General features: G+C 71.0%; 17 protein-coding genes and 1 tRNA gene. 14 read left to right on the forward strand and 4 right to left on the reverse strand.

All coding sequences use genetic code 11. The features are described 5' to 3' along the window. Positions 1-3: 3 nt before the first annotated feature. The 5 genes from LY12_RS04800 (at position 4) to LY12_RS04820 (ending at position 5,709) form a co-directional block, all read left to right on the forward strand. A complete protein-coding gene (locus LY12_RS04800) occupies positions 4-609 on the forward strand; it encodes a YdcF family protein (protein WP_253854893.1) in 606 nt (201 codons plus the stop codon). Positions 610-696: 87 nt separating this feature from the next. Next, on the forward strand, positions 697-2,043 hold the full coding sequence (locus LY12_RS04805; protein ID WP_253853504.1) for a deoxyguanosinetriphosphate triphosphohydrolase: 1,347 nt from the start codon (positions 697-699) through the stop codon (positions 2,041-2,043). Between the two features lie 28 nt (positions 2,044-2,071). Then, positions 2,072-3,199 (forward strand): serpin family protein, encoded by a 1,128-nt coding sequence (locus LY12_RS04810; RefSeq protein ID WP_253853505.1) that lies wholly within the window; start codon positions 2,072-2,074, stop codon positions 3,197-3,199. Beyond that, positions 3,196-4,974, forward strand: a complete 1,779-nt coding sequence (locus LY12_RS04815; protein ID WP_372493448.1) for a glycosyl transferase — start codon at positions 3,196-3,198, stop codon at positions 4,972-4,974. The genes LY12_RS04810 and LY12_RS04815 overlap by 4 nt, the downstream gene beginning before the upstream one ends. A gap of 138 nt (positions 4,975-5,112) precedes the next feature. Then, positions 5,113-5,709 carry a carboxymuconolactone decarboxylase family protein gene (locus LY12_RS04820; protein ID WP_253853506.1) on the forward strand — a complete coding sequence of 199 codons (597 nt, stop codon included), beginning with the start codon at positions 5,113-5,115 and terminating at the stop codon, positions 5,707-5,709. On the opposite strand, the gene sigJ is transcribed toward LY12_RS04820, so the two are convergent. Continuing rightward, positions 5,681-6,613, reverse strand: coding sequence for an RNA polymerase sigma factor SigJ (gene sigJ, locus LY12_RS04825; protein ID WP_253853507.1), 933 nt, complete (start codon positions 6,611-6,613; stop codon positions 5,681-5,683). The two genes, LY12_RS04820 and sigJ, sit on opposite strands and share 29 nt — an antisense overlap. A 52-nt stretch (positions 6,614-6,665) precedes the next feature. On the opposite strand from sigJ, the gene dnaG reads away from it, so the two are divergent. From dnaG to LY12_RS04840, 3 genes are all read left to right on the forward strand, one after another. Continuing rightward, entirely contained in the window at positions 6,666-8,564 is a 1,899-nt protein-coding gene (gene dnaG, locus LY12_RS04830; protein WP_253853508.1) for a DNA primase, read from the forward strand. Next, the gene (locus tag LY12_RS04835) at positions 8,561-9,091 is read left to right on the forward strand and encodes a hypothetical protein (RefSeq protein WP_253853509.1); all 531 of its coding nucleotides are present in this window, start codon (positions 8,561-8,563) and stop codon (positions 9,089-9,091) included. Before dnaG ends, LY12_RS04835 begins: the two co-directional genes overlap by 4 nt. Positions 9,092-9,167: 76 nt before the next feature. Continuing rightward, positions 9,168-9,932 carry a trans-aconitate 2-methyltransferase gene (locus LY12_RS04840; protein WP_253853510.1) on the forward strand — a complete coding sequence of 255 codons (765 nt, stop codon included), beginning with the start codon at positions 9,168-9,170 and terminating at the stop codon, positions 9,930-9,932. A gap of 60 nt (positions 9,933-9,992) precedes the next feature. On the opposite strand, the gene LY12_RS04845 is transcribed toward LY12_RS04840, so the two are convergent. Beyond that, positions 9,993-10,193: a hypothetical protein gene (locus tag LY12_RS04845; RefSeq protein WP_253853511.1), complete on the reverse strand. Its 201-nt coding sequence runs from the start codon at positions 10,191-10,193 to the stop codon at positions 9,993-9,995. Between the two features lie 186 nt (positions 10,194-10,379). On the opposite strand from LY12_RS04845, the gene LY12_RS04850 reads away from it, so the two are divergent. Together LY12_RS04850 and LY12_RS04855 are read left to right on the forward strand one after the other, a co-directional pair. After that, positions 10,380-10,452, forward strand: a tRNA-Asn gene (locus tag LY12_RS04850). Between the two features lie 398 nt (positions 10,453-10,850). Next, complete coding sequence (locus LY12_RS04855; RefSeq protein WP_253853513.1) at positions 10,851-12,434, forward strand: cation:proton antiporter domain-containing protein; 1,584 nt, start codon at positions 10,851-10,853, stop codon at positions 12,432-12,434. 7 nt (positions 12,435-12,441) lie between these two features. On the opposite strand, the gene LY12_RS04860 is transcribed toward LY12_RS04855, so the two are convergent. After that, the gene (locus LY12_RS04860; RefSeq protein WP_253853514.1) at positions 12,442-13,326 is read right to left on the reverse strand and encodes an alpha/beta fold hydrolase; all 885 of its coding nucleotides are present in this window, start codon (positions 13,324-13,326) and stop codon (positions 12,442-12,444) included. A gap of 58 nt (positions 13,327-13,384) precedes the next feature. After that, positions 13,385-14,134 carry a FadR/GntR family transcriptional regulator gene (locus tag LY12_RS04865; RefSeq protein WP_253853515.1) on the reverse strand — a complete coding sequence of 250 codons (750 nt, stop codon included), beginning with the start codon at positions 14,132-14,134 and terminating at the stop codon, positions 13,385-13,387. Positions 14,135-14,481: 347 nt separating this feature from the next. On the opposite strand from LY12_RS04865, the gene LY12_RS04870 reads away from it, so the two are divergent. The 4 genes from LY12_RS04870 to LY12_RS04885 all read left to right on the forward strand — a co-directional run bounded on the left by LY12_RS04870 (position 14,482) and on the right by LY12_RS04885 (position 17,958). Next, on the forward strand, positions 14,482-15,423 hold the full coding sequence (locus LY12_RS04870; RefSeq protein WP_253853516.1) for an alpha/beta hydrolase: 942 nt from the start codon (positions 14,482-14,484) through the stop codon (positions 15,421-15,423). Between the two features lie 117 nt (positions 15,424-15,540). Next, positions 15,541-17,157 carry a flavin-containing monooxygenase gene (locus LY12_RS04875; RefSeq protein ID WP_253853517.1) on the forward strand — a complete coding sequence of 539 codons (1,617 nt, stop codon included), beginning with the start codon at positions 15,541-15,543 and terminating at the stop codon, positions 17,155-17,157. A gap of 20 nt (positions 17,158-17,177) precedes the next feature. Beyond that, the gene (locus LY12_RS04880) at positions 17,178-17,501 is read left to right on the forward strand and encodes an EthD family reductase (protein ID WP_253853518.1); all 324 of its coding nucleotides are present in this window, start codon (positions 17,178-17,180) and stop codon (positions 17,499-17,501) included. A 1-nt stretch (position 17,502) separates the two neighbouring features. Next, complete coding sequence (locus LY12_RS04885) at positions 17,503-17,958, forward strand: nuclear transport factor 2 family protein (RefSeq protein ID WP_253853519.1); 456 nt, start codon at positions 17,503-17,505, stop codon at positions 17,956-17,958. Positions 17,959-17,972 lie beyond the last annotated feature (14 nt).

The raw sequence follows: 17,972 nt of genomic DNA on the forward strand, positions 1-17,972 counted from the left end.
GGCGTGACGCGGTGGATCCGTCGTGCCGTCGCCGGCGCCGTGATCGTGGCGCTCGTGCTCGTCGGCGGCACGGCACTGCGCGTGTGGTACGTGGCGCGGGCCGACGAGCGGCCACAGGTCGACGCGATCGTGGTGCTCGGCGCGGCGCAGTACAACGGCACGCCGTCGCAGGTGTTCGCCCATCGGCTCGGGCAGGCGAAAGAGCTGTACGACCAGGGCGTCGCGCCGCGCATCGTCACGACGGGCGGGCGCGCGCAGGGTGACACCTACAGCGAGGCCGAGTCCGGTGCCCGCTGGCTGATCGACAACGGGGTGGCCGAGCAGGACACGCTGGTCGTGCCGGAGGGCGCCGACACGTTGCGGTCGTTGCAGGCGGCGTCGCGGGAGATGCAGGACCGCGGCTGGGCCACGACGGTGATCGTCAGCGATCCGTGGCACTCGCTGCGGGCGCGCACGATGGCGGAGGACGCGGGCCTCGAGGCGTGGACCTCGCCGACGCACTCGGGGCCGATCGTGCAGACGCGGGAGACACAGGCCTGGTACATCGGGCGGGAAACCGTCGCGTTGTTGTACTACCACCTCTTCGGCGCCGACAGCGTGCGGTCGTGACCGCGGACCGTCGTCGCATCGACGCGGCGACGAAGCGTGGGGCTCGGTTCCCGTGACAGGACGGGCCGGGTTCGTAGACTGACGCGGGTGTCGTACACCGAGCAGGACCGCGCGCGGTTGCACCCCGAACCGGCCAAGGGCGGTGCGCTGAGCGGAGCGCGGGAGGACGTCCGGTCCCCGTTCGCCAGGGATCGTGCCCGCGTGCTGCACTCGGCAGCGCTGCGCAGGCTGGCAGGCAAGACCCAGGTCGTCGGACCGGGGGAGGGCGCCGAGGTCAGTGGTGTGCCGAGGACCAGACTCACCCATTCCCTCGAAGTCGCCCAGATCGGCAGGGGGATCGCTGAGGACCTGGGTGCCGACCCGGACGTCGTCGACACGGCGGGACTGGCCCATGACATCGGCCATCCGCCGTTCGGCCACAACGGCGAGCACGCACTGGGCGAGGCGGCGGAGCCGTGCGGCGGATTCGAAGGCAACGCCCAGACCCTGCGCATCCTCACCCGGCTCGAACCGAAGATCCTGGGAGCCGGACCGGCTGCCGAGCCGGGTGCTGCCGGGCTCGCGGACGAGATCACCGGCGGGCTCAACCTCACGCGCGCCAGCCTCGACGCGGCGACCAAGTACCCGTGGCCGCGGCGTCCCGGCACGGCGAAGTTCGGGGTGTACGCCGACGATCTGGCCGTGTTCCGCTGGCTCCGCGGCGGCCACGCCGGCGACTCCGGCAGTGGCGACGAGGCGGCCGGAGGGCACGGTCACCGGCGGTGCCTCGAGGCGCAGATCATGGACTGGGCCGACGACGTCGCCTACTCGGTGCACGACGTCGAGGACGCGGTCCGGGCCGGCCGGATCTCGTTCGGCATGCTCGCCGACCCCGTCGAACGGGCCGCCGTCGCGGCGCTCGCGGCGAAACACTTCACGACCGAGCCGGTGTCGGCGGTGGAGGACGCGGCGGCGGAACTGCTCACGCTGCCGGTCGTGGCCGAGCTGGCCGCCCGCGGCTACGACTCGACCCTCGGCGCGCAGGTCACGTTGAAACGGCTCACCAGCGAGCTCGTCGGGCGGTTCGCGTCGGCGGCCGTGACGGCCACGCGCGCGGAGTACGGGCAGCGCCGGTTGCGGCGCTACGAGGCCGAGCTGCGGGTGCCGGCCCGGGTGACTGCCGAGGTCGCGCTGCTGAAGGCGATGGCGCTGCGGTACGTCATGAGCGATCGCCGCAGGCTGGCGTTGCAGGAGGGACAGCGGCAGCTGCTCGCCGAGCTGATCGACGTGCTGCTCGCGCGGTCCCCGGAGGCGCTCGAGCCGGTGTTCCGGCAGATGTGGTCCGGTGCCTCCGGTGACGCGGAGCGGCTGCGTGTGGTGATCGATCAGGTGGCGACGCTCACCGACGCCCAGGCGCACGCCTGGCACTCCTGGCACACGGGCCGCCACGCGTGACCGCGCCGAATGACGATACGGTCACGGAATGGAGGTCACGACGGACTCGGCGGAAGCGGCGCACCGGGCGTTCGCCCTCGCCGTGCATCGCGCGACCGCGTCCGGCTCCGGAACCGACGACGCCTGCGTGTCGCCGTACTCGGCGGCCGGCGCGCTGGGGCTCGTGGCCGACGGCGCACGCGGTGACACGGCGGGCGAGATCACCGCGCTGCTCGCCGGGCAGGGGTCCACGCTCGCGGAGCAGATCCGGCTGCTGGACACCGCCGCGGTGCTCGAGGCCAGGACCGGGCAGGAGGAACCGGTGCTCGCCGTGTCGAACACGCTGTGGGCGTGGGACGGCCTGGCGGTCGAGGACGGCTACGCGGAAGCGCTCGAGCATCGGGCCTCGGGCCGGGTCGCGGTCGCACCGTTCGTCGACGACCCGGAGGCCGCCCGGGCGGCGATCAACGCCGACGTGTCCGACACGACGCGGGAGCTGATCCCCGAGCTGCTGCCGCCGGGCTCGGTCGGCCCGGACACGGTCGCCACCCTGGTCAACGCGCTGTACCTGCGCTGCGCTTGGCGGCACCCGTTCCCGGTGGACGCCACGGCCGAGGCCGACTTCCACGGCCCCGACGGGCCGCTGCCCGTGCCGATGATGCGGCAGACGGCGCGGATGCGTTATGCCGAGACCGCGGGCTGGCAGGCCGTCGCGGTGCCCGCGGTCGGCGGTGTCGAGGCGGTGGTCCTCCTGCCGGACCGCAGGCTCGCCGACGCCGAGTCGGGCCTGGACGAGAGCTCGTTGGCCGACCTGCTGGCGGCACTGGCACCGGAACAGGTGCGCTTGACGATGCCGCGGGTCTCGCTCGACGTCCCGGTACCGCTCGGTGACGCGCTGCGGGGCCTCGGGGTGCGGCGGATGTTCACGCCGCAGGCAGATCTCGGTGGCCTGTCCGGCGATTCGCGGCTGTACGTCTCCGATGTGCTGCACCGGGCGGTGTTGCGACTCGACGAGCACGGGCTCGAAGGCGCCGCGGCGACGGCGGCGACGATGCGGCTCGTGTCCCTGCCGACCGGCGAACCGGTGGTCGTCGACGTCAACCGGCCCTTCCTGCTTCTCGTGCGCCACACCGGTACCGGTGCCGTCTACTTCGTCGCGCGGGTGGTCACGCCGTGACACGCGCGTCGCCCGCCGCCCCTGCCGGGGTGCGGCTCGACACGCGCGCCCGCGGCCGGATCGGCGACGTTCTCGTCGTGCTGGCCTGTGTGGCCGGGGCGCTGCTGGTCTACCGGGGGCTGTGGCAGAACCTCGACTCCGGCTACCTGCTCGACAGCGGGCAGGACCAGAACATGTGGGAGTGGTTCTTCGCCGTCACCGCGAAGAACGTGCTGACGCTGTCGAATCCGCTGCACACCGATCTGCAGAACCATCCGGACGGCGTCAACCTCATGGCCAACACGGCGATGCTCGGCGTCGGCATCCCGTTGACGCCGGTGACCGTCCTGTTCGGACCGACCGTGACGTGGGCGCTGACGCTTACCGGTGGCCTCGCGGGCACGGCCGTCGCGTGGTACTGGCTGTTGTCCCGGCACGTCGTCGCCTCCCGCGGCGCCGCCGCGATCGGCGCGGCCCTCGCCGGGTTCGCCCCGCCGATCATCTCGCACGCCAACGCACATCCCAACTTCGTCGTGCTGCTCCTGGTGCCGCTGCTGGTGCACCGGTTGCTGCTGCTCGCCAGGGGGGACCGGCCCGTCGCGAACGGCGTGATCCTCGGGCTGCTCGCCGCGTACCAGGTGTTGTTGGGCGAGGAGCCGCTGCTGATCGCGGCGCTGGCACTGACGGTGTTCGCGCTCGTGTATGCCCTGTCCCGGCCCGTCGAGATCGGCCCGATGGTGCGTCCGCTCGGCACCGGCATCGGTGTCGGCGCGCTCGTGGCGGGTGCGCTCGTGGCGCTGCCGCTGTGGTGGCAGTTCGCGGGCCCGCAGAGCTACACGGGCATCGAGCACGGCTTCCAGGGCAACGATCTCGGCGCGTTCATGGCGTACGCGACGGCGTCGCTGGCGGGTACCGAGTCGTCGGCCGCGGACCTGTCGCTCAACCGCACCGAGGAGAACGCGTTCTTCGGCTGGCCGCTCGTGCTGGTGCTGCTCGGGGTGACGGTCGCGCTGTGGCGGGTCGCGCTGGCCCGCGCGGTCGCCGTGTCGATGCTGGTGATGGCGTGGCTGTCGATGGGCGTGCTGCTCGTCGTGGACGGCACGGGGACGTCGATCCCCGGTCCGTGGATGTTGCTCGTCGACGCGCCGCTCGTGTCGTCGGTGCTCGAGTCCCGGCTCGCGATGGCGTGCGCGCCGTTGGGCGGGATCCTGCTGGCGTTGGCCACCGAGCGGGTGTTGCGCCTGCCGTGGGTCAGGGAATGGGCGTACGTGGCGCGGGTGAGCTGGTTCGGCGCGCTGCTCGTGGCGCTCGTGCCGATCATGCCCACGGAACTACCGGTGGGCGAGCGGGCTCCGGTGCCCGAGTTCCTCGCGTCCGGCCAGTGGACCGGTCACGTTCGGGAAGGCAGGTCGGTCGCCGTCGTGCCGCTGCCCGACACCGGGTACGCCGACCCGCTGCACTGGCAGGTCGGCCAAGGACTCGGTTTCCCCCTCGCCGAGGGGTACTTCGTCGGCCCCGGCCAGGAGGGTTCCGGTATCTACGGTGCGCAGCGCACGTTGCTGTCGTCGATCCTCGACGAGGTCGATGAGAGCGGTATCGCCGCCGACGTGGGCGCCGCCGAACGCAGGCAGGCCGAGGCGGACCTGCGGCAGTGGCGGACCGACCTGGTGGTGCTGGACTCCGGCCACCCCGATGCGGAGGCGCTCCGCAGCACGACCGAAGGGCTGATCGGCATGCCCGGACAGCTGCGCGGGGGCATGTGGATCTGGGACGTGCGGTCGCTGACCTCGCGGTGAACCCGCCCGCGGTGGCGGTCCCGCCCACCGGGTACGCGCGGCCGGCCGGGGCCCGATGCGCCGGCGGTGCTGTCACATCGGCGTGCGCGGTCTCGTCCCCCGGGTGAGAACCGATCGCACGTCCGAGGAGGAACCGCCATGCCCCGCATTCCCGTCGTCACCGCCGACCAGGCGGGCCCGGTGACGCGTGTCCTGTACCGCGTCGTCGCACGCCGGTACGGCGCCGTGCCGGAACCGTTCGCCGTGACCGCCCACCACCCGAAACTGATGCGCGCCTACGGCGTGTTCGAGATGCTCGCCGAACGCGCCTCGACCGTGCTGCCGACGAGTGTGCGCGAGCTGGCCGTCTACCGGGTCGCCGTCCGGCTGGGCTGCTCGTGGTGCATCGACTTCGGCACGATGCTGCAGCAGCACGACGGGCTCGACATCGACCGGCTGAAGGCCATCGACGACTACGCCACGTCGCCGCTGTACACGCGGCCGGAGCGGCTGGCGCTGGCCTACGCCGACGCCATGACCGACACGCCGATCGCGGTGACCGACGAGCAGGTCGCCGAGCTGGAACGCGAGTTCGGCGCCGCCGGCGTCGTCGAACTGTCGCTGCAGATCGGCCTGGAGAACATGCGCGGACGGTCGAATGCGGCGCTCGGCATCGTCGACCAGGGGTTCGCCTCCGGAGACGCTTGCCGGGTGGAACTCGGCGAGGTCAGGCGGGAGGGGACGGCAGGCGCGTGAGCTTGTCCGGGTTTACCTGGTCGTAGATCGCCACGACCCGGCCGCGTGCGACGGCGACCGTCTGCACGTGGGCGTCGAGGTCGTGGTAACCCTCGCCGCCCGGCACCGGCGGCAGGTACACGCCGAGGTCACCGTTGACCAGCACCGGCCGGGCCGCCGCGAAGGCGCCCGGCCGGTAGACGGTGAGCAGGCCGGCGAAGAAGCGTGCGATCTTATCCGCTCCCGACATGACGCGCCGCGCGGTGCGGGCCTTGCCGTCGGAGTCGCCGATGAGCACCACCTCGGGGTGCAGCACGCGGGCGATCGCCTGGACGTCGCCGGTCGCCATGGCGGTGAGCAGCTCCTCGACGACCCGCCGGTGGTCGTCGCCCGCACGCGGCGGTGGGTCCGCCTCGCGGACGGCGCGCCTGCCGCGCGAGGCGTACTGCCGGGCGGCGTCGGAGCTGCCGCCGAGGATCTCCGCGATCTCGGCGAACGGCACCCCGAACGCGTCGTGGAGCACGAACGCCACGCGCTGCTCGGGCGGCAGCGTGTCCAGCACGACCATCGCCGCCATGCGGGCGCCGTCGTCGGCGATCACGGTCTCCAGCGGGCCGGGCCCGCCGTCGGTGGCGGTGACGACCGGTTCGGGCAGCCACGGGCCGACGTACCGTTCCCTGCGTGCGGCCGCCGACCGGAGCCGGTCCAGGCACAGCCGGGCGACGACGGTCGTCAGCCACGCCGTGAGGTCGCGGATCTCCGCGCGCCGATCGGCGTCGAGCGCGGTCAACCGCAGCCACGCGTCCTGGACCGCGTCCTCGGCGTCGGCGAGTGAGCCGGTCAGCCGGTATCCGACGCCGACGAGGTGGGCGCGCACGGCGGTGAAACGGGCGGCCTCGTCGGGTGCCGCAGGGGTGTCGGGCATGGGCCGAGTATGCCCGGTCGGAGGCGATCGGGTCCTGGCCTAAAGTGGGGGCGTGGCGGGACGGATCCGGGACAGCGACATCGCGCAGGTACGCGAGCGCAATCGGATCGACGACGTCGTCGGCGAGTACGTGGCGTTGCGCCGGGCCGGCGGCGGGGCGTTGAAGGGCCTGTGCCCGTTCCACGAGGAGAAGACCCCGTCGATGAACGTGCGCCCGACGCACGGCACCTTCCACTGCTTCGGCTGCGGTGAGGGCGGCGACGCCATCAAGTTCATCATGCAGATCGAGCACCTGCCGTTCGTGGAAGCGGTCGAACGGCTGGCCGATCGCATCGGGCTGCAGCTGACCTACGAGGGCGGCGGCCGGGATGTCCGCAGGGAGAACCGCGGCACTCGGCTGCGGCTGGTCGAGGTGCACAAGGCAGCGCAGGCGTTCTACGCCGAGCAGCTCACCACTCCCGAGGCGGAGGCGGCGCGGACGTTCCTGAAGGAGCGCGGGTTCGACCAGGCGGCGGCGGGCCGGTTCGGCTGCGGGTTCGCCCCCGGAGGCTGGGACAAGCTCACCAAGCACCTGCTGAACCAGGGTTTCGAACTGGGGGAGCTGTACAAGGCGCAGATCTCCAAGGAGGGCCGGAACGGGCCGATCGACCGGTTCCACCGGCGGCTGGTGTGGCCGATCAAGGACCGCGGCGGTGACGTCGTCGGGTTCGGTGCGCGCCGGTTGTTCGACGACGACCCGATCCAGGCCAAGTACCTGAACACGAGCGAGAGCCCGATCTACAAGAAGTCGCAGGTGCTGTTCGGTCTCGACCTGGCAAAGCGGGAGATCGCGAAACGGCACCAGGTGGTGGTCGTCGAGGGCTACACCGACGTGATGGCGATGCACGAGGCGGGCGTGCCCACCGCGGTCGCCTCGTCGGGCACGGCGTTCGGCGAGGAGCACATGCGGGTGCTGCGGCAGCTGATGATGGACGACGACGCCTTCCGCGGCGAGGTCATCTTCACGTTCGACGGCGACGAGGCGGGTAAGAAGGCGGCGCTGAAGGCGTTCGAGGGTGACCAGACGTTCGCGGGGCAGACCTACATCGCGATCGCCCCCGAGAGCATGGACCCCTGCGAGCTGCGCCTGAACAAGGGCGACTCCGCGGTGCGCGATCTGGTGTCGCGCCGCATCCCGCTGTTCGAGTTCGCGATCCGCAGTCTGCTGGCCGAGCACGACCTCGACTCCGTGGACGGTCAGGTCGCGGCGCTGCAGCGCACCGTCCCGCTCGTCGCCCAGATCAGGGACAGGGCGAAACGGGACGGCTACGCGACGAAACTCGCCTGGTGGACCGGCTGGCAGGACGAGGCGATGGTCGTGCGGCGGGTGCGGGAGAGCGCGGGCGCGCCGGTGAAGGCGAGCCCGCGGAAGCCCCCGTCTCGCGGTGCCGACGCCGAGCACGGTGAGGCGCCCGCGTTCGCGCGGCCCGACCCGCGTGATCCCGAGCGCACGGCACAGCGGGAGGTGCTGAAGGCGGCGTTGCAGGAACCCGCGCTGGCGGGCCCGCAGTACGACACGCTGCCCGAGGACGCCTTCACCCATCCCGCCTACGTGGCGGTGCACCGTGCCGTGCTCGCCGCGGGCGGCACCGCTTCCGGATTGTCCGGCCCCGCGTTGCTCGAGGCCGCGGCGCAGCATGCCGAGAATCCGGGGGTGGCCTCGCTGCTGTCGGAGCTGGCCGTCGAACCGCCGCAGTCGGTGGGGGAGGCCGATGCGCGCTATGTGCAGTCGATGTTCTCGGCCGTGCAGGAGAACCTGGTGGGCCGTCAGATCGGCGAACTGAAGTCGAAGCTCCAGCGACTGTCCCCTGTGGACGCCCCGGACGAGTACCGCGATCTGTTCGGCGACCTCGTCGCGCTCGAGGAGTACCGGAAGGCCCTCAAAGGCCAGGCCGCGGGCGGGTTCGAATGATGCTGTCTCGGTGGTGGCGCAGGCTGTCAGGGCCATCGGTGCCGGAGGAGATCCGGGCCGTGCTCGAACCGGGCGAGGAGGTCGTCGCCGCCGCCGAGGCCGATCACGGTCATGTGGTGGTCACGCGGCTCGGACTGTGGCTGCCCGGGCAGGACGGACCGCGGCGGGTGGACTGGCATCTGGTGAGCAAGGCCGGGTGGGACGCCGGGACGCTCACGGTGGTCGAAGCCGAGGAGACCGACGAGGTGGGTGGTGCCGTCCTGCTGCGCGACCTGCCGCCGGTGCGGGTGGGCCTTCCGCGTGCGGGGCGGCTGCCGGAACTCGTGCGGAGGCGCGTGGAGGGGTCCATCCGGGCGCGGCACCGCACCGATCTGGCCGACGGCGGGGGAGCGTGGTTCGTGCTGCGTAAGCTGCCCGGCGTCGACGGTGTGATGTTGCAGGCGCGGCCCGATCCCGGCACCGACGTCGACGCCGTGCGGGCCATGGCCAGGGAGGCCGCCGAGCGGCTGTCCGGTGGTGGGTCCTGAGGTCGCGGCCGTACCGGATCGCGGGCGCGGGTGGCGGGTTGTGACGCCACCGAAGTAAGCCGTACGCTTGTACGGTATGTGGGACCCCGCGGCGTATCTGACCTACGGTGACCTGCGTGGCAGGCCCTTCCACGAGCTCGTCGCGCGGGTGCAGGCGGAGCGGCCACGACGGGTCGTCGACGCAGGCTGCGGGCCCGGCAACCTGACGGCGACGCTGGCGCGGCGGTGGCCCGCGGCGCAGCTCGAGGCGTTCGACAGCTCACCGGAGATGGTCGACGCCGCCCGTGCCGAGGGGATCGCGGCCGAGGTCGCCGACATCGGCACCTGGACACCGAAACCCGACACCGACGTGCTGGTCAGCAACGCGGTGCTGCAGTGGGTGAGCGGGCATGCGGAGCTGTTGCGGCGCTGGGTGGACCTGCTCCCGTCGGGGGCGTGGCTGGCGATGCAGGTGCCGGGCAACTTCAACGCGCCCTCCCACGTGCTCACCCGCAGGCTCGCCGCGAGCGAACGGTGGCGGACGAGGTTGGCGGACGTGTCGCTGCGCGGTGCCGATGCGGTCGACGACCCCGAGGACTACGCCGACCTGCTCGCCGACGCCGGCTGCACCGTCGATGCCTGGGAAACGACGTACGTGCAGCCCCTGCACGGCGAGAACGCGGTGCTGGAGTGGATCACGGGCACGGCGCTGCGGCCGATCCGGGCGGCGCTCGCCGACCAGGACTGGGACGAGTTCCGCGGCGAGCTCGCCGAGCTGCTGGCGGAGGCATACCCGCAGCGCGCCGACGGGACGACGTGGTTGCCGTTCCGGCGCGTGTTCGTCGTGGCCCGAACACCGTGACCCGGGGCGGCCCGCGGTGGTCCCGGCGCCGAACCGCCGCAGCGTCCGGCGCCGGGCCGGTCAGTGCTGGGCCTGCCGTCCGAACGGCACCCGCTCGCCCATCTTCTCGCCGAGCTTGGCGCGTGCGACCCCCGCCGCACCCTGCACGGCGGGATGATCGGCGACCTTGCGGTACGTCCGCACGATCTGCTCGTACCGGGCATGCCCGGCGCGTGCGCCCAGCACATAGCCGACGGCCGCACCCAGCAGGAACTTGTTCATGGCGGTGAGCCTCCCTGTGGCTGTTTCCCTGAAGTGCTCATTCTCCACCGGTCCGCTCCGCGACGGGCGACCTGGCCACCGGAAACGGCGGCGGCGGGCACGAGGGGGACCCCGTGTCACGGCGCCGGTGGCCATGGTCTAAAGTTACTATCCGTCGACAGCGAGAGCGCGACAACAACACAACAATCCCCCATAGCTCAATTGGCAGAGCATTCGGCTGTTAACCGGAGGGTTGCTGGTTCGAATCCAGCTGGGGGAGCATCGGAGAACCCCAGGTCGGTCGACCTGGGGTTTTTTCGTCGTCGGAGCAGGGAGGACCGCCCCGACGACGCCGTCCCGTGAGGCCGCGGGTGTCGCGGTGCCCGTGCACCCGGTACCAGCTCGCACCGGTACCGGCCCCGCACCGGTACGGCGCTGTTCGCGGAGACGATCCCGGCAGGCTGCGCTCGGTCGGGTCGGGCGCCGCCGATCGGTTCGAGATCACCCGCGATGTCGCTGCGTCCCACGCGAGAGACAGTTCACAATAGACACTCTGCTCGGTTGGGACGGCTCTCGGCCGTGACGCGGTCGACCGGTCCGGCCGGCGCTCGACCTGCGCCGCGACGCGCGGCGCGCGCTGGGTACGCTGCTGCGGCGATTCGGCGGAAAGAGGGGCGTATGGAAACAGCAGCGATTTATCTCGTCGCCGCTTTCGCGGCCGGCGGCCTGGCACTGCTCGTGAAACTCCCGCCGCTGGTCGGGTTCCTCGTCGCCGGGTTCGGGCTGCATGCCGCGGGCATCGAGCAGATGCCGGGCCTGCAGACGCTCGCCGATCTCGGCGTGATGCTGCTGCTGTTCGGTATCGGCCTCAAACTCGACGTTCGGTCGTTGCTGAAGGCGCGGGTGTGGCTGACGTCGCTGGCGCACATGGCACTCAGCGTGCTGCTCGGCGTCGCCGTGTTGTCCGCCATCGCCCCGTTCGGCTTCGCGCTGCTGGCCGGTGCCGACCTCGCGGAGATGGCGATCGTCGCGCTCGCACTGTCGTTCTCGTCGACGGTGTTCGTGGTCAAGGTGCTCGACGAACGCCGGGACAACCAGACGCTGTACGGCCGCATCGCCATCGGCGTGCTGATCATGCAGGACATCGTCGCCGTGGTCGTGCTGACGGTGTCCAAGGGAGCACTGCCCTCACCCTGGGCGCTGGCGCTCGTGCTGCTCGTGCCGGGGGTCTGGCTGGCGGGCAAGGTCTGGGACCGCATCGACTCGGTCGAGCTCAGTGCCCTGTTCGGCCTGACGATGGCGCTCGTTCCCGGGTACGTGCTGTTCGACCTCGTCGGGCTCAAAGGCGACCTGGGTGCGCTGATCATCGGTGTGCTGCTGGCCGGTCACCGCCGCGCGGCGGAACTGGCACGGCTGCTGCTGACGGGCAAGGAAGTGCTGCTGATCGCCTTCTTCGTCAGCATCGGCCTGACGGGCACACCCACGTGGGAGGCCATCGGCATCGCCGCGTTGCTGGCCGTGCTGCTCCCGGTGAAGACCCTCGCGTTCTTCGCCCTGTTGCGGCTGATGCGCCTGCGCTACCGCACCGCCACGCTCGCGTCGGTCGCACTCGGCAACTACTCCGAGTTCGCCCTCATCGTCGCCACGGTCGTCGCCGCCACCGGAGGGATCGCCGAGGACTGGGTCGTCGTGCTGGCGCTCGCGGTGGCGTTGAGTTTCCTCCTGTCTGCGGTGCTCAACCGGCTCGCGCCGGGTATCGAGGCGTGGGTGACGCGGCGGTTCCGCGAACGCGACGCCGCGTCCCTTGCCCAGGACGACCGGCCGATCGATCTCGGTGACGCCGACACCGTCGTGCTCGGCATGGGCCGCGTCGGCCAGGCCGCCGTCGAACAGCTCCACGAGGCGCACGGTCGCAGGGCCGTCGGCGTCGACCATGACAGCAGCCGTGTCGAACACCTGAGGGGACACGGTTTCGACGTGGTCGAGGCCGACGCGACCGATGTCGACTTCTGGGCCCGCGTCCAGCGATCGGGCAGGGTCGAACTGGTCGTGCTGGCCATGCCGTTCCACGGGGAGAACCTGCTCGTGCTCGATCTGCTCCGTAAGAAGGGCTTCACCGGCAGGGTGGCCGCGATCGCGCAACGCGGTGAGGAAATCGAGGAACTGCGCAACCTCGGCGCCGATGCGGCGTTCAACCTCTACGGCAGTGCCGGCACCAACCTGGCCGATCACGCCGTCGAGACGAACTCGGCGCCCGGCTGACAGCTGGCTATGCCCCTCCGGTCAGGAAGTCGAGTACGAGCGGCCCCGCGACGTCGCGCCGCTCCTCGAAGTAGGCGTGCCGGGCGCCGGGGATCAGGTGCAGTCGCGCGCCGGGGATGCGGTCGGCGATCAGTGGTGCGTTGGCTGCGGGGTTGAACACGTCGTCGCTGCCGTGCACGACGAGGGTCGGCGCGGCGATGTGCGGCAGCGCGTCCCACGCGTCGTGCCGGTGGCTGGCCACCCGGTGCCGCCGCAGCACGTGCGGAGGTGTGTCGCGTTCACCGATCGTGCGGTACGGCCCGGGATGTGTGGCGAGCCACGCCGGGGTGTACATCAGGTCGAGCAACGCCTTCCGGACCGCAGCGGCGTCGTGCTGCGCGAGCCGCCGTGTCACGTCCGGGTCCCGCTCGACGGCGTGCGGCCCGCCCGGGGACGTGCAGCCCAGTACGAGCCTGTCGACCCGCTCGGGGTGGTCGGCGGCCAGCCATTGCGCCACCCGCCCGCCCATCGACGTGCCGTAGACGTGCGCCCGCCCTGCGCCTGCGGCATCCAGCACGGCCACCGCGTCCGCGGCGAACCCGCGGGTGCTGTACGAGTCGTCGTCGGGCTTGTCGCTGCGGCCGATACCGCGGTGATCCATCGTGATCACGCGGAACGCCCCTTCGAAGTCACCCCGCGCCGCGTCCCACCAGCGGTGACTGTTCGACTGTCCGGCGACGAGCAGCAGTGCCGGACGATCGTCACACGCGGCCCGTGGTTCCTCACCGCTGTGCCGGTCGGTGCCGGGCCCGCGGGTGCCCTGTCCGGGAGTGCCCGGCCCGGTGTCGTGGCTCTGGGTGTCGTGGCTCTCGTAGTACAGGGCGACCCCGTCGGCCGCGTAGGCGTAAGGCACGAGGGCGATCGTAGGCGCGCCGCCCGCCCGCCCGTGCGGGCGGCGCGGTGGCAGGCCGTCAGCGCCAGTCGACGACCTCGTTGATCAGCGTGGGGTGGCCGCGCTTGACGTAGTTGACGTACTTGGCCATGTGCTCGTACATCAGGTCGTGTGCGGCGTCGGGCTCGCCGTCCTCGATGGCCTTGGCGATCGCGACGTGCGCGTCGGAGACCTCCTTGCGCCGCGACTTGGGGAACACGATGCCGCTGACCCGGTCGCGGAAGATGTCCGACAGCGACTGGCCGAGCAGGCTGAGGATGCCGTTGCCGGACATCTCGGCGACGAGCCGGTGGAAGTCGCCCGTGTACTCGAGATAGGCCGAATCGTCGTCGACCTTCAGTGACCCGCTGACGCGCCGCAGCTCTTCCATGTACCGGGGGTCCTGCCGCTGCGCGGCGAGCCGGGCCATGAGGGGCTCGACGGCGAGCCGGGCCTCGATCAGCTCGCGGAACGTGGTCCCCTGCGCCTGCAGATACAGCGTGGCCATCTGTCCGAAGTGGTCGGGCTGGGCGCCGCTGACGATCGGCCCGCCGCCCGGTCCGGGCTTGAGCCAGATCAGCCCGTTGACCTCGAGGATCCGCAGCGCCTCCCGCAGCGATCCGCGCCCGATGCCGTACTCCTTGAGCATGTGCGCTTCCGAGGGCAGGTGGGCGCCCGGTTCGAGGCCTTCGGTGCGGATCTTCCGCATGATGCTCCGTGCCACGGCCTGCGCGACCTTGTCGCCCCGCTTGTACGGCCGCTGGCGAGGTTCCAGCGCGTCTCGGTCCATGCGGTGACGATACCGATGATGATCCTGAATCCCGGCGAAGGACCTGCTAACGGACCGGCTGCCGTGTCGACCCCCGGACATTTCATGAGCATGATTCAGGTCCGATTGTCGCCGATGGGAGGACCCTCCTGCGGGTTCGTCTGCGTACTGCCCTGCGGCGCAGCAGGGCGGGCTGTCCGGTATGCGGCCGAGACCATGCTAATCCTTGACATGAATTAGTGGTCGCCGCATACTTGCGAATCATGTGACGCAGGTCTCTCGCTTGTGGGGGAGTCGCCTTGCGTCCGCCGGTCACACACAGCGTCCGCCGGTCACACACACCCGCCAGCTGCACAAAGGGGTGCCCCATGGCTCTAGACGAGGCCACCAGTTCACTGCTCGCCCAGCTCGCCGAATCCGGACAGCCGCCCATCCACGAGATGGATCCGGAGCAGGCCCGCGGCATCACCGCCGCGCTGCGGGAGATGTACGGCCCCGGGCCGGACATGGCGAGGGTCGAGAACCGGTCGATCGAACTGCCGGGCCGGTCCCTACCGGTGCAGATCCTCGTGCCGAATGCCGCACCGCGTGGCGTCATCGTCTACTACCACGGCGGCGGCTGGGTGATCGGCAGGATCGGGGAGTTCGAGACCCTCGGCAGGAAGCTCGCCGACAAGACCGGGTGTGCCGTGGTGCTGGTCGACTACCGGCTCGCGCCCGAACACCGCTATCCCGCCGCAGCCGACGACGCGTGGGACTCGCTGCGGTGGGTCGATGCCCACCTCGACGAGATCGCGGGCGCGCGGGTGCCGCTGATCGCCGCGGGCGACAGTGCGGGCGGGAATCTCGCCGCGACCGTGGCTCGGAAATCCGCCCACACAGCCCGTTCCGGTGATCCGGAGGTCTCCCAGCAGGTCCTCGTGTACCCGGTCACCGACTGCGACTTCGACAACTCGTCCTACGCGGATCCCGAGAATCAGCTGATGGTCAGCCGGGACGCGATGATCTGGTTCTGGGATCACTATGCCGACGCCGCGCAGCGCGCCGACGCCGACGCCTGCCCAGCGAAGGCCGGGGACCTCTCGGGGCAGGCGCCCGCCGTCGTGGTGACCGCCGAGCACGACGTCCTGCGGGACGAGGGCGAGGCCTACGCGAAGGCGCTCGAGGCCGCGGGCGTCCCGGTCCGCCATCGGCGGTTCCCCGGTCAGATGCACGGTTTCTTCACGATGGTCAACGTGCTGCCCGGCAGTGCCGAGGGGATCGACTACGTCGCGGCGGAGATCGACCGCCACCTGTCGGGCGCGGCCTGACCCCGCCGGCGTCGTCGCCGCTCCGGCTTGCCCGACCCGGTCCGAGGTGCGCCCGAAGTGGGCGCACGTCCGTTGCTCTTCCGCCTGTCCGCCCGTCGAATGTGAGGACATCGCTCCATGTCTGCTACCAGGAATCTGCCGACCGAACTGGACGCCGTCATCGTGGGTGCCGGGTTCTCCGGCCTGTACCAGCTGTACAAGCTCCGGCAGCTGGGCATGCGCGTGAAGGTCGTCGAAGCGGGCTCCGACATCGGCGGCACGTGGTACTGGAACCGGTATCCCGGTGCCCGCTGCGACGTCGAGAGCATGCACTACTCCTACTCGTTCGACCCCGAGCTCGAACAGGAGTGGGAGTGGACGGAGAAATACCCGAGCCAGCCCGAGATCCTCGCCTACATCCACCACGTGGCCGACCGGCACGACCTGCGCAAGGACGTCGTGCTGGACACGAAGGTCACTTCGGCGCACTACGACGAGGACAGTGCACTATGGACGGTACGGACCGAGGACGGCCAGGAGGTCGGCGCCCGGTACTGCATCATGGCGGTGGGCTGCCTGTCCGTTCCCAAGAAGCCCGAGGTGCCCGGACTCGAACGGTTCCGCGGCGACTGGTACCACACGTGTGACTGGCCCGAGTCCGGTGTGGACTTCACGGGCCGCCGGGTGGCCGTCATCGGGACCGGCTCGTCCGGCATCCAGGCCATCCCGATCATCGCGCAGCAGGCGAGCGAGCTGACGGTGTTCCAGCGGACCCCGAACTTCAGCCTGCCGACGTTCAACGGCCCCATCGACCGTGAGATGGTCGCCGACATCAAGTCCCGCTACCGCGCGATCCGCGAGGAGAGCAGGCAGTCCGGCTTCGGCATCGCGATCGAACCGCCGACCCGCTCCGCGCTGGAGGTCGACCCCGGCGAACGGCATCGCAACTACGAGGAGCGCTGGCAGCGCGGCAACCTCACGGGCGTACTCCAGGCCTACACGGACCTGCTCGCGGACGAAGAGGCCAACGAGACGGCCGCCGAGTTCGTCCGCGGGAAGATCCGCGAGATCGTCGACGATCCGGACACGGCCGAGAAACTGTGCCCGAAGGGCTACGCCTTCGGCACCAAGCGGCCCTGCCTCGACACCGGCTACTACGAGACGTTCAACGCCGACCACGTGCAGCTGGCCGACCTGAGGGAGACTCCGCTGGTCGAGATCACCGAGAAGGGTGTGCGCACCAGCGACCGCGAGTACGAGGTCGACAGCCTGGTGCTGGCCACGGGTTTCGACGCCATGACGGGTGCCCTGCTGAACATCGACATCCGCGGCAGGGGCGGGCAGCCGCTCCGGGAGAAGTGGCAGGACGGGCCCGCGCTGTACCTGGGCCTGAACCCGGCGGGTTTCCCGAACCTGTTCACGATCACCGGCCCCGGCAGTCCGTCGGTGCTGTCGAACATGATCGTCTCGATCGAGCAGCACGTCGAATGGATCACCGACCTGGTGGACCACATGCGGCGCGGGGAACTGCGCACCGTCGAGGCGACGGAGACGGCGGAGAAGGAGTGGACCGACCACGTGCGCGAGGTCGGCGACATGACGCTCTATCCGAAGACCGATTCCTGGTACATGGGCGCGAACGTGCCCGGCAAACCCCGGTTGCTCATGGCCTACCTCGGCGGGGTCGGCCCGTACTGGCAGAAGTGCCAGGAGGTCGCGGCCAACGACTACGAGGGCTTCGCGCTGAGCGCGTGACGTCCGGGAGGAGAGAATCGATGTTCCGCATCACCGTGCACTACCACCACCCGGACGATCCGGAGAAGTTCCTCGAGCACTATCGGTCCACGCACGCGGTGCTGGCGGCGAAGCTGCCGGGGCTGCGCTCCTACGGCTGGGGGCGGACCACCACGTTCGACGGTTCGACGCCCGAGCATTTCCTCGTCGCCGTCATGGAGTGGAACAGCAAGGACGAGTGCGCCGCTGCGTTCGGTTCGCCCGAAGGCCAAGCGGCGCAGGCCGACATGGCCAACTTCGCCGGAGCCGGTGCCGACGTCAACTTCCACGAGGTCGTCGACGTCGCGCCAACGGGGAGTGCCTGACATGGGCACCGCGATCGACGACGACCTCGCCGTCCGGCTGGACCGCGTGGAGGCGATCGAGGAGATCCGGCGCGGGCTGCACGGCTACGCGCACGCGTTCGACAAGCGGGACCTGCCCTGGTTCCTGTCGCTCTGGACCGAGGACGCGACGTGGTCGCCGGGGCCGGACGTGGTGTTCCGCGGCCGTGACGGGATCCGGGACGGTACCTCCGCCATGTGGGAGTCCGTGCCCGCATCCCACCACTGGTCGGTCAACTCGGTGATCGACGTCGACGTGGTCGGCGGCACCGCCACGTCCGTGACCGACGTGCTGGCGATGGCCGGCACCGCCGACGGCTGGGCACAGACCGCGGCGACCTATCGCGACCTGCTGCGCAGGGTCGACGGCCGCTGGCGCATCGCCAAGCGCGAGACCGACATCCACCGCGCCGTCCCCGTCGCGGACCCGTCGACCTGAACTGAGGGCGGCAC

This window comes from Prauserella alba, from assembly GCF_024171735.1.
Classification (GTDB): Bacteria; Actinomycetota; Actinomycetes; order Mycobacteriales; family Pseudonocardiaceae; genus Prauserella; species Prauserella alba.

What these genes read in the sequence shown, in the direction of transcription:
- LY12_RS04810 (WP_253853505.1), top strand. Translation starts at nt 2,072, where the DNA reads ATGGAGGTCACGACGGACTCGGCGGAAGCGGCGCACCGGGCGTTCGCC.
- LY12_RS04820 (WP_253853506.1), top strand. Translation starts at nt 5,113, where the DNA reads ATGCCCCGCATTCCCGTCGTCACCGCCGACCAGGCGGGCCCGGTGACG.
- sigJ (WP_253853507.1), bottom strand. Translation starts at nt 6,613, where the DNA reads ATGCCCGACACCCCTGCGGCACCCGACGAGGCCGCCCGTTTCACCGCC.
- LY12_RS04835 (WP_253853509.1), top strand. Translation starts at nt 8,561, where the DNA reads ATGATGCTGTCTCGGTGGTGGCGCAGGCTGTCAGGGCCATCGGTGCCG.
- LY12_RS04840 (WP_253853510.1), top strand. Translation starts at nt 9,168, where the DNA reads ATGTGGGACCCCGCGGCGTATCTGACCTACGGTGACCTGCGTGGCAGG.
- LY12_RS04845 (WP_253853511.1), bottom strand. Translation starts at nt 10,193, where the DNA reads ATGAACAAGTTCCTGCTGGGTGCGGCCGTCGGCTATGTGCTGGGCGCA.
- LY12_RS04855 (WP_253853513.1), top strand. Translation starts at nt 10,851, where the DNA reads ATGGAAACAGCAGCGATTTATCTCGTCGCCGCTTTCGCGGCCGGCGGC.
- LY12_RS04865 (WP_253853515.1), bottom strand. Translation starts at nt 14,134, where the DNA reads ATGGACCGAGACGCGCTGGAACCTCGCCAGCGGCCGTACAAGCGGGGC.
- LY12_RS04870 (WP_253853516.1), top strand. Translation starts at nt 14,482, where the DNA reads ATGGCTCTAGACGAGGCCACCAGTTCACTGCTCGCCCAGCTCGCCGAA.
- LY12_RS04875 (WP_253853517.1), top strand. Translation starts at nt 15,541, where the DNA reads ATGTCTGCTACCAGGAATCTGCCGACCGAACTGGACGCCGTCATCGTG.
- LY12_RS04880 (WP_253853518.1), top strand. Translation starts at nt 17,178, where the DNA reads ATGTTCCGCATCACCGTGCACTACCACCACCCGGACGATCCGGAGAAG.
- LY12_RS04885 (WP_253853519.1), top strand. Translation starts at nt 17,503, where the DNA reads ATGGGCACCGCGATCGACGACGACCTCGCCGTCCGGCTGGACCGCGTG.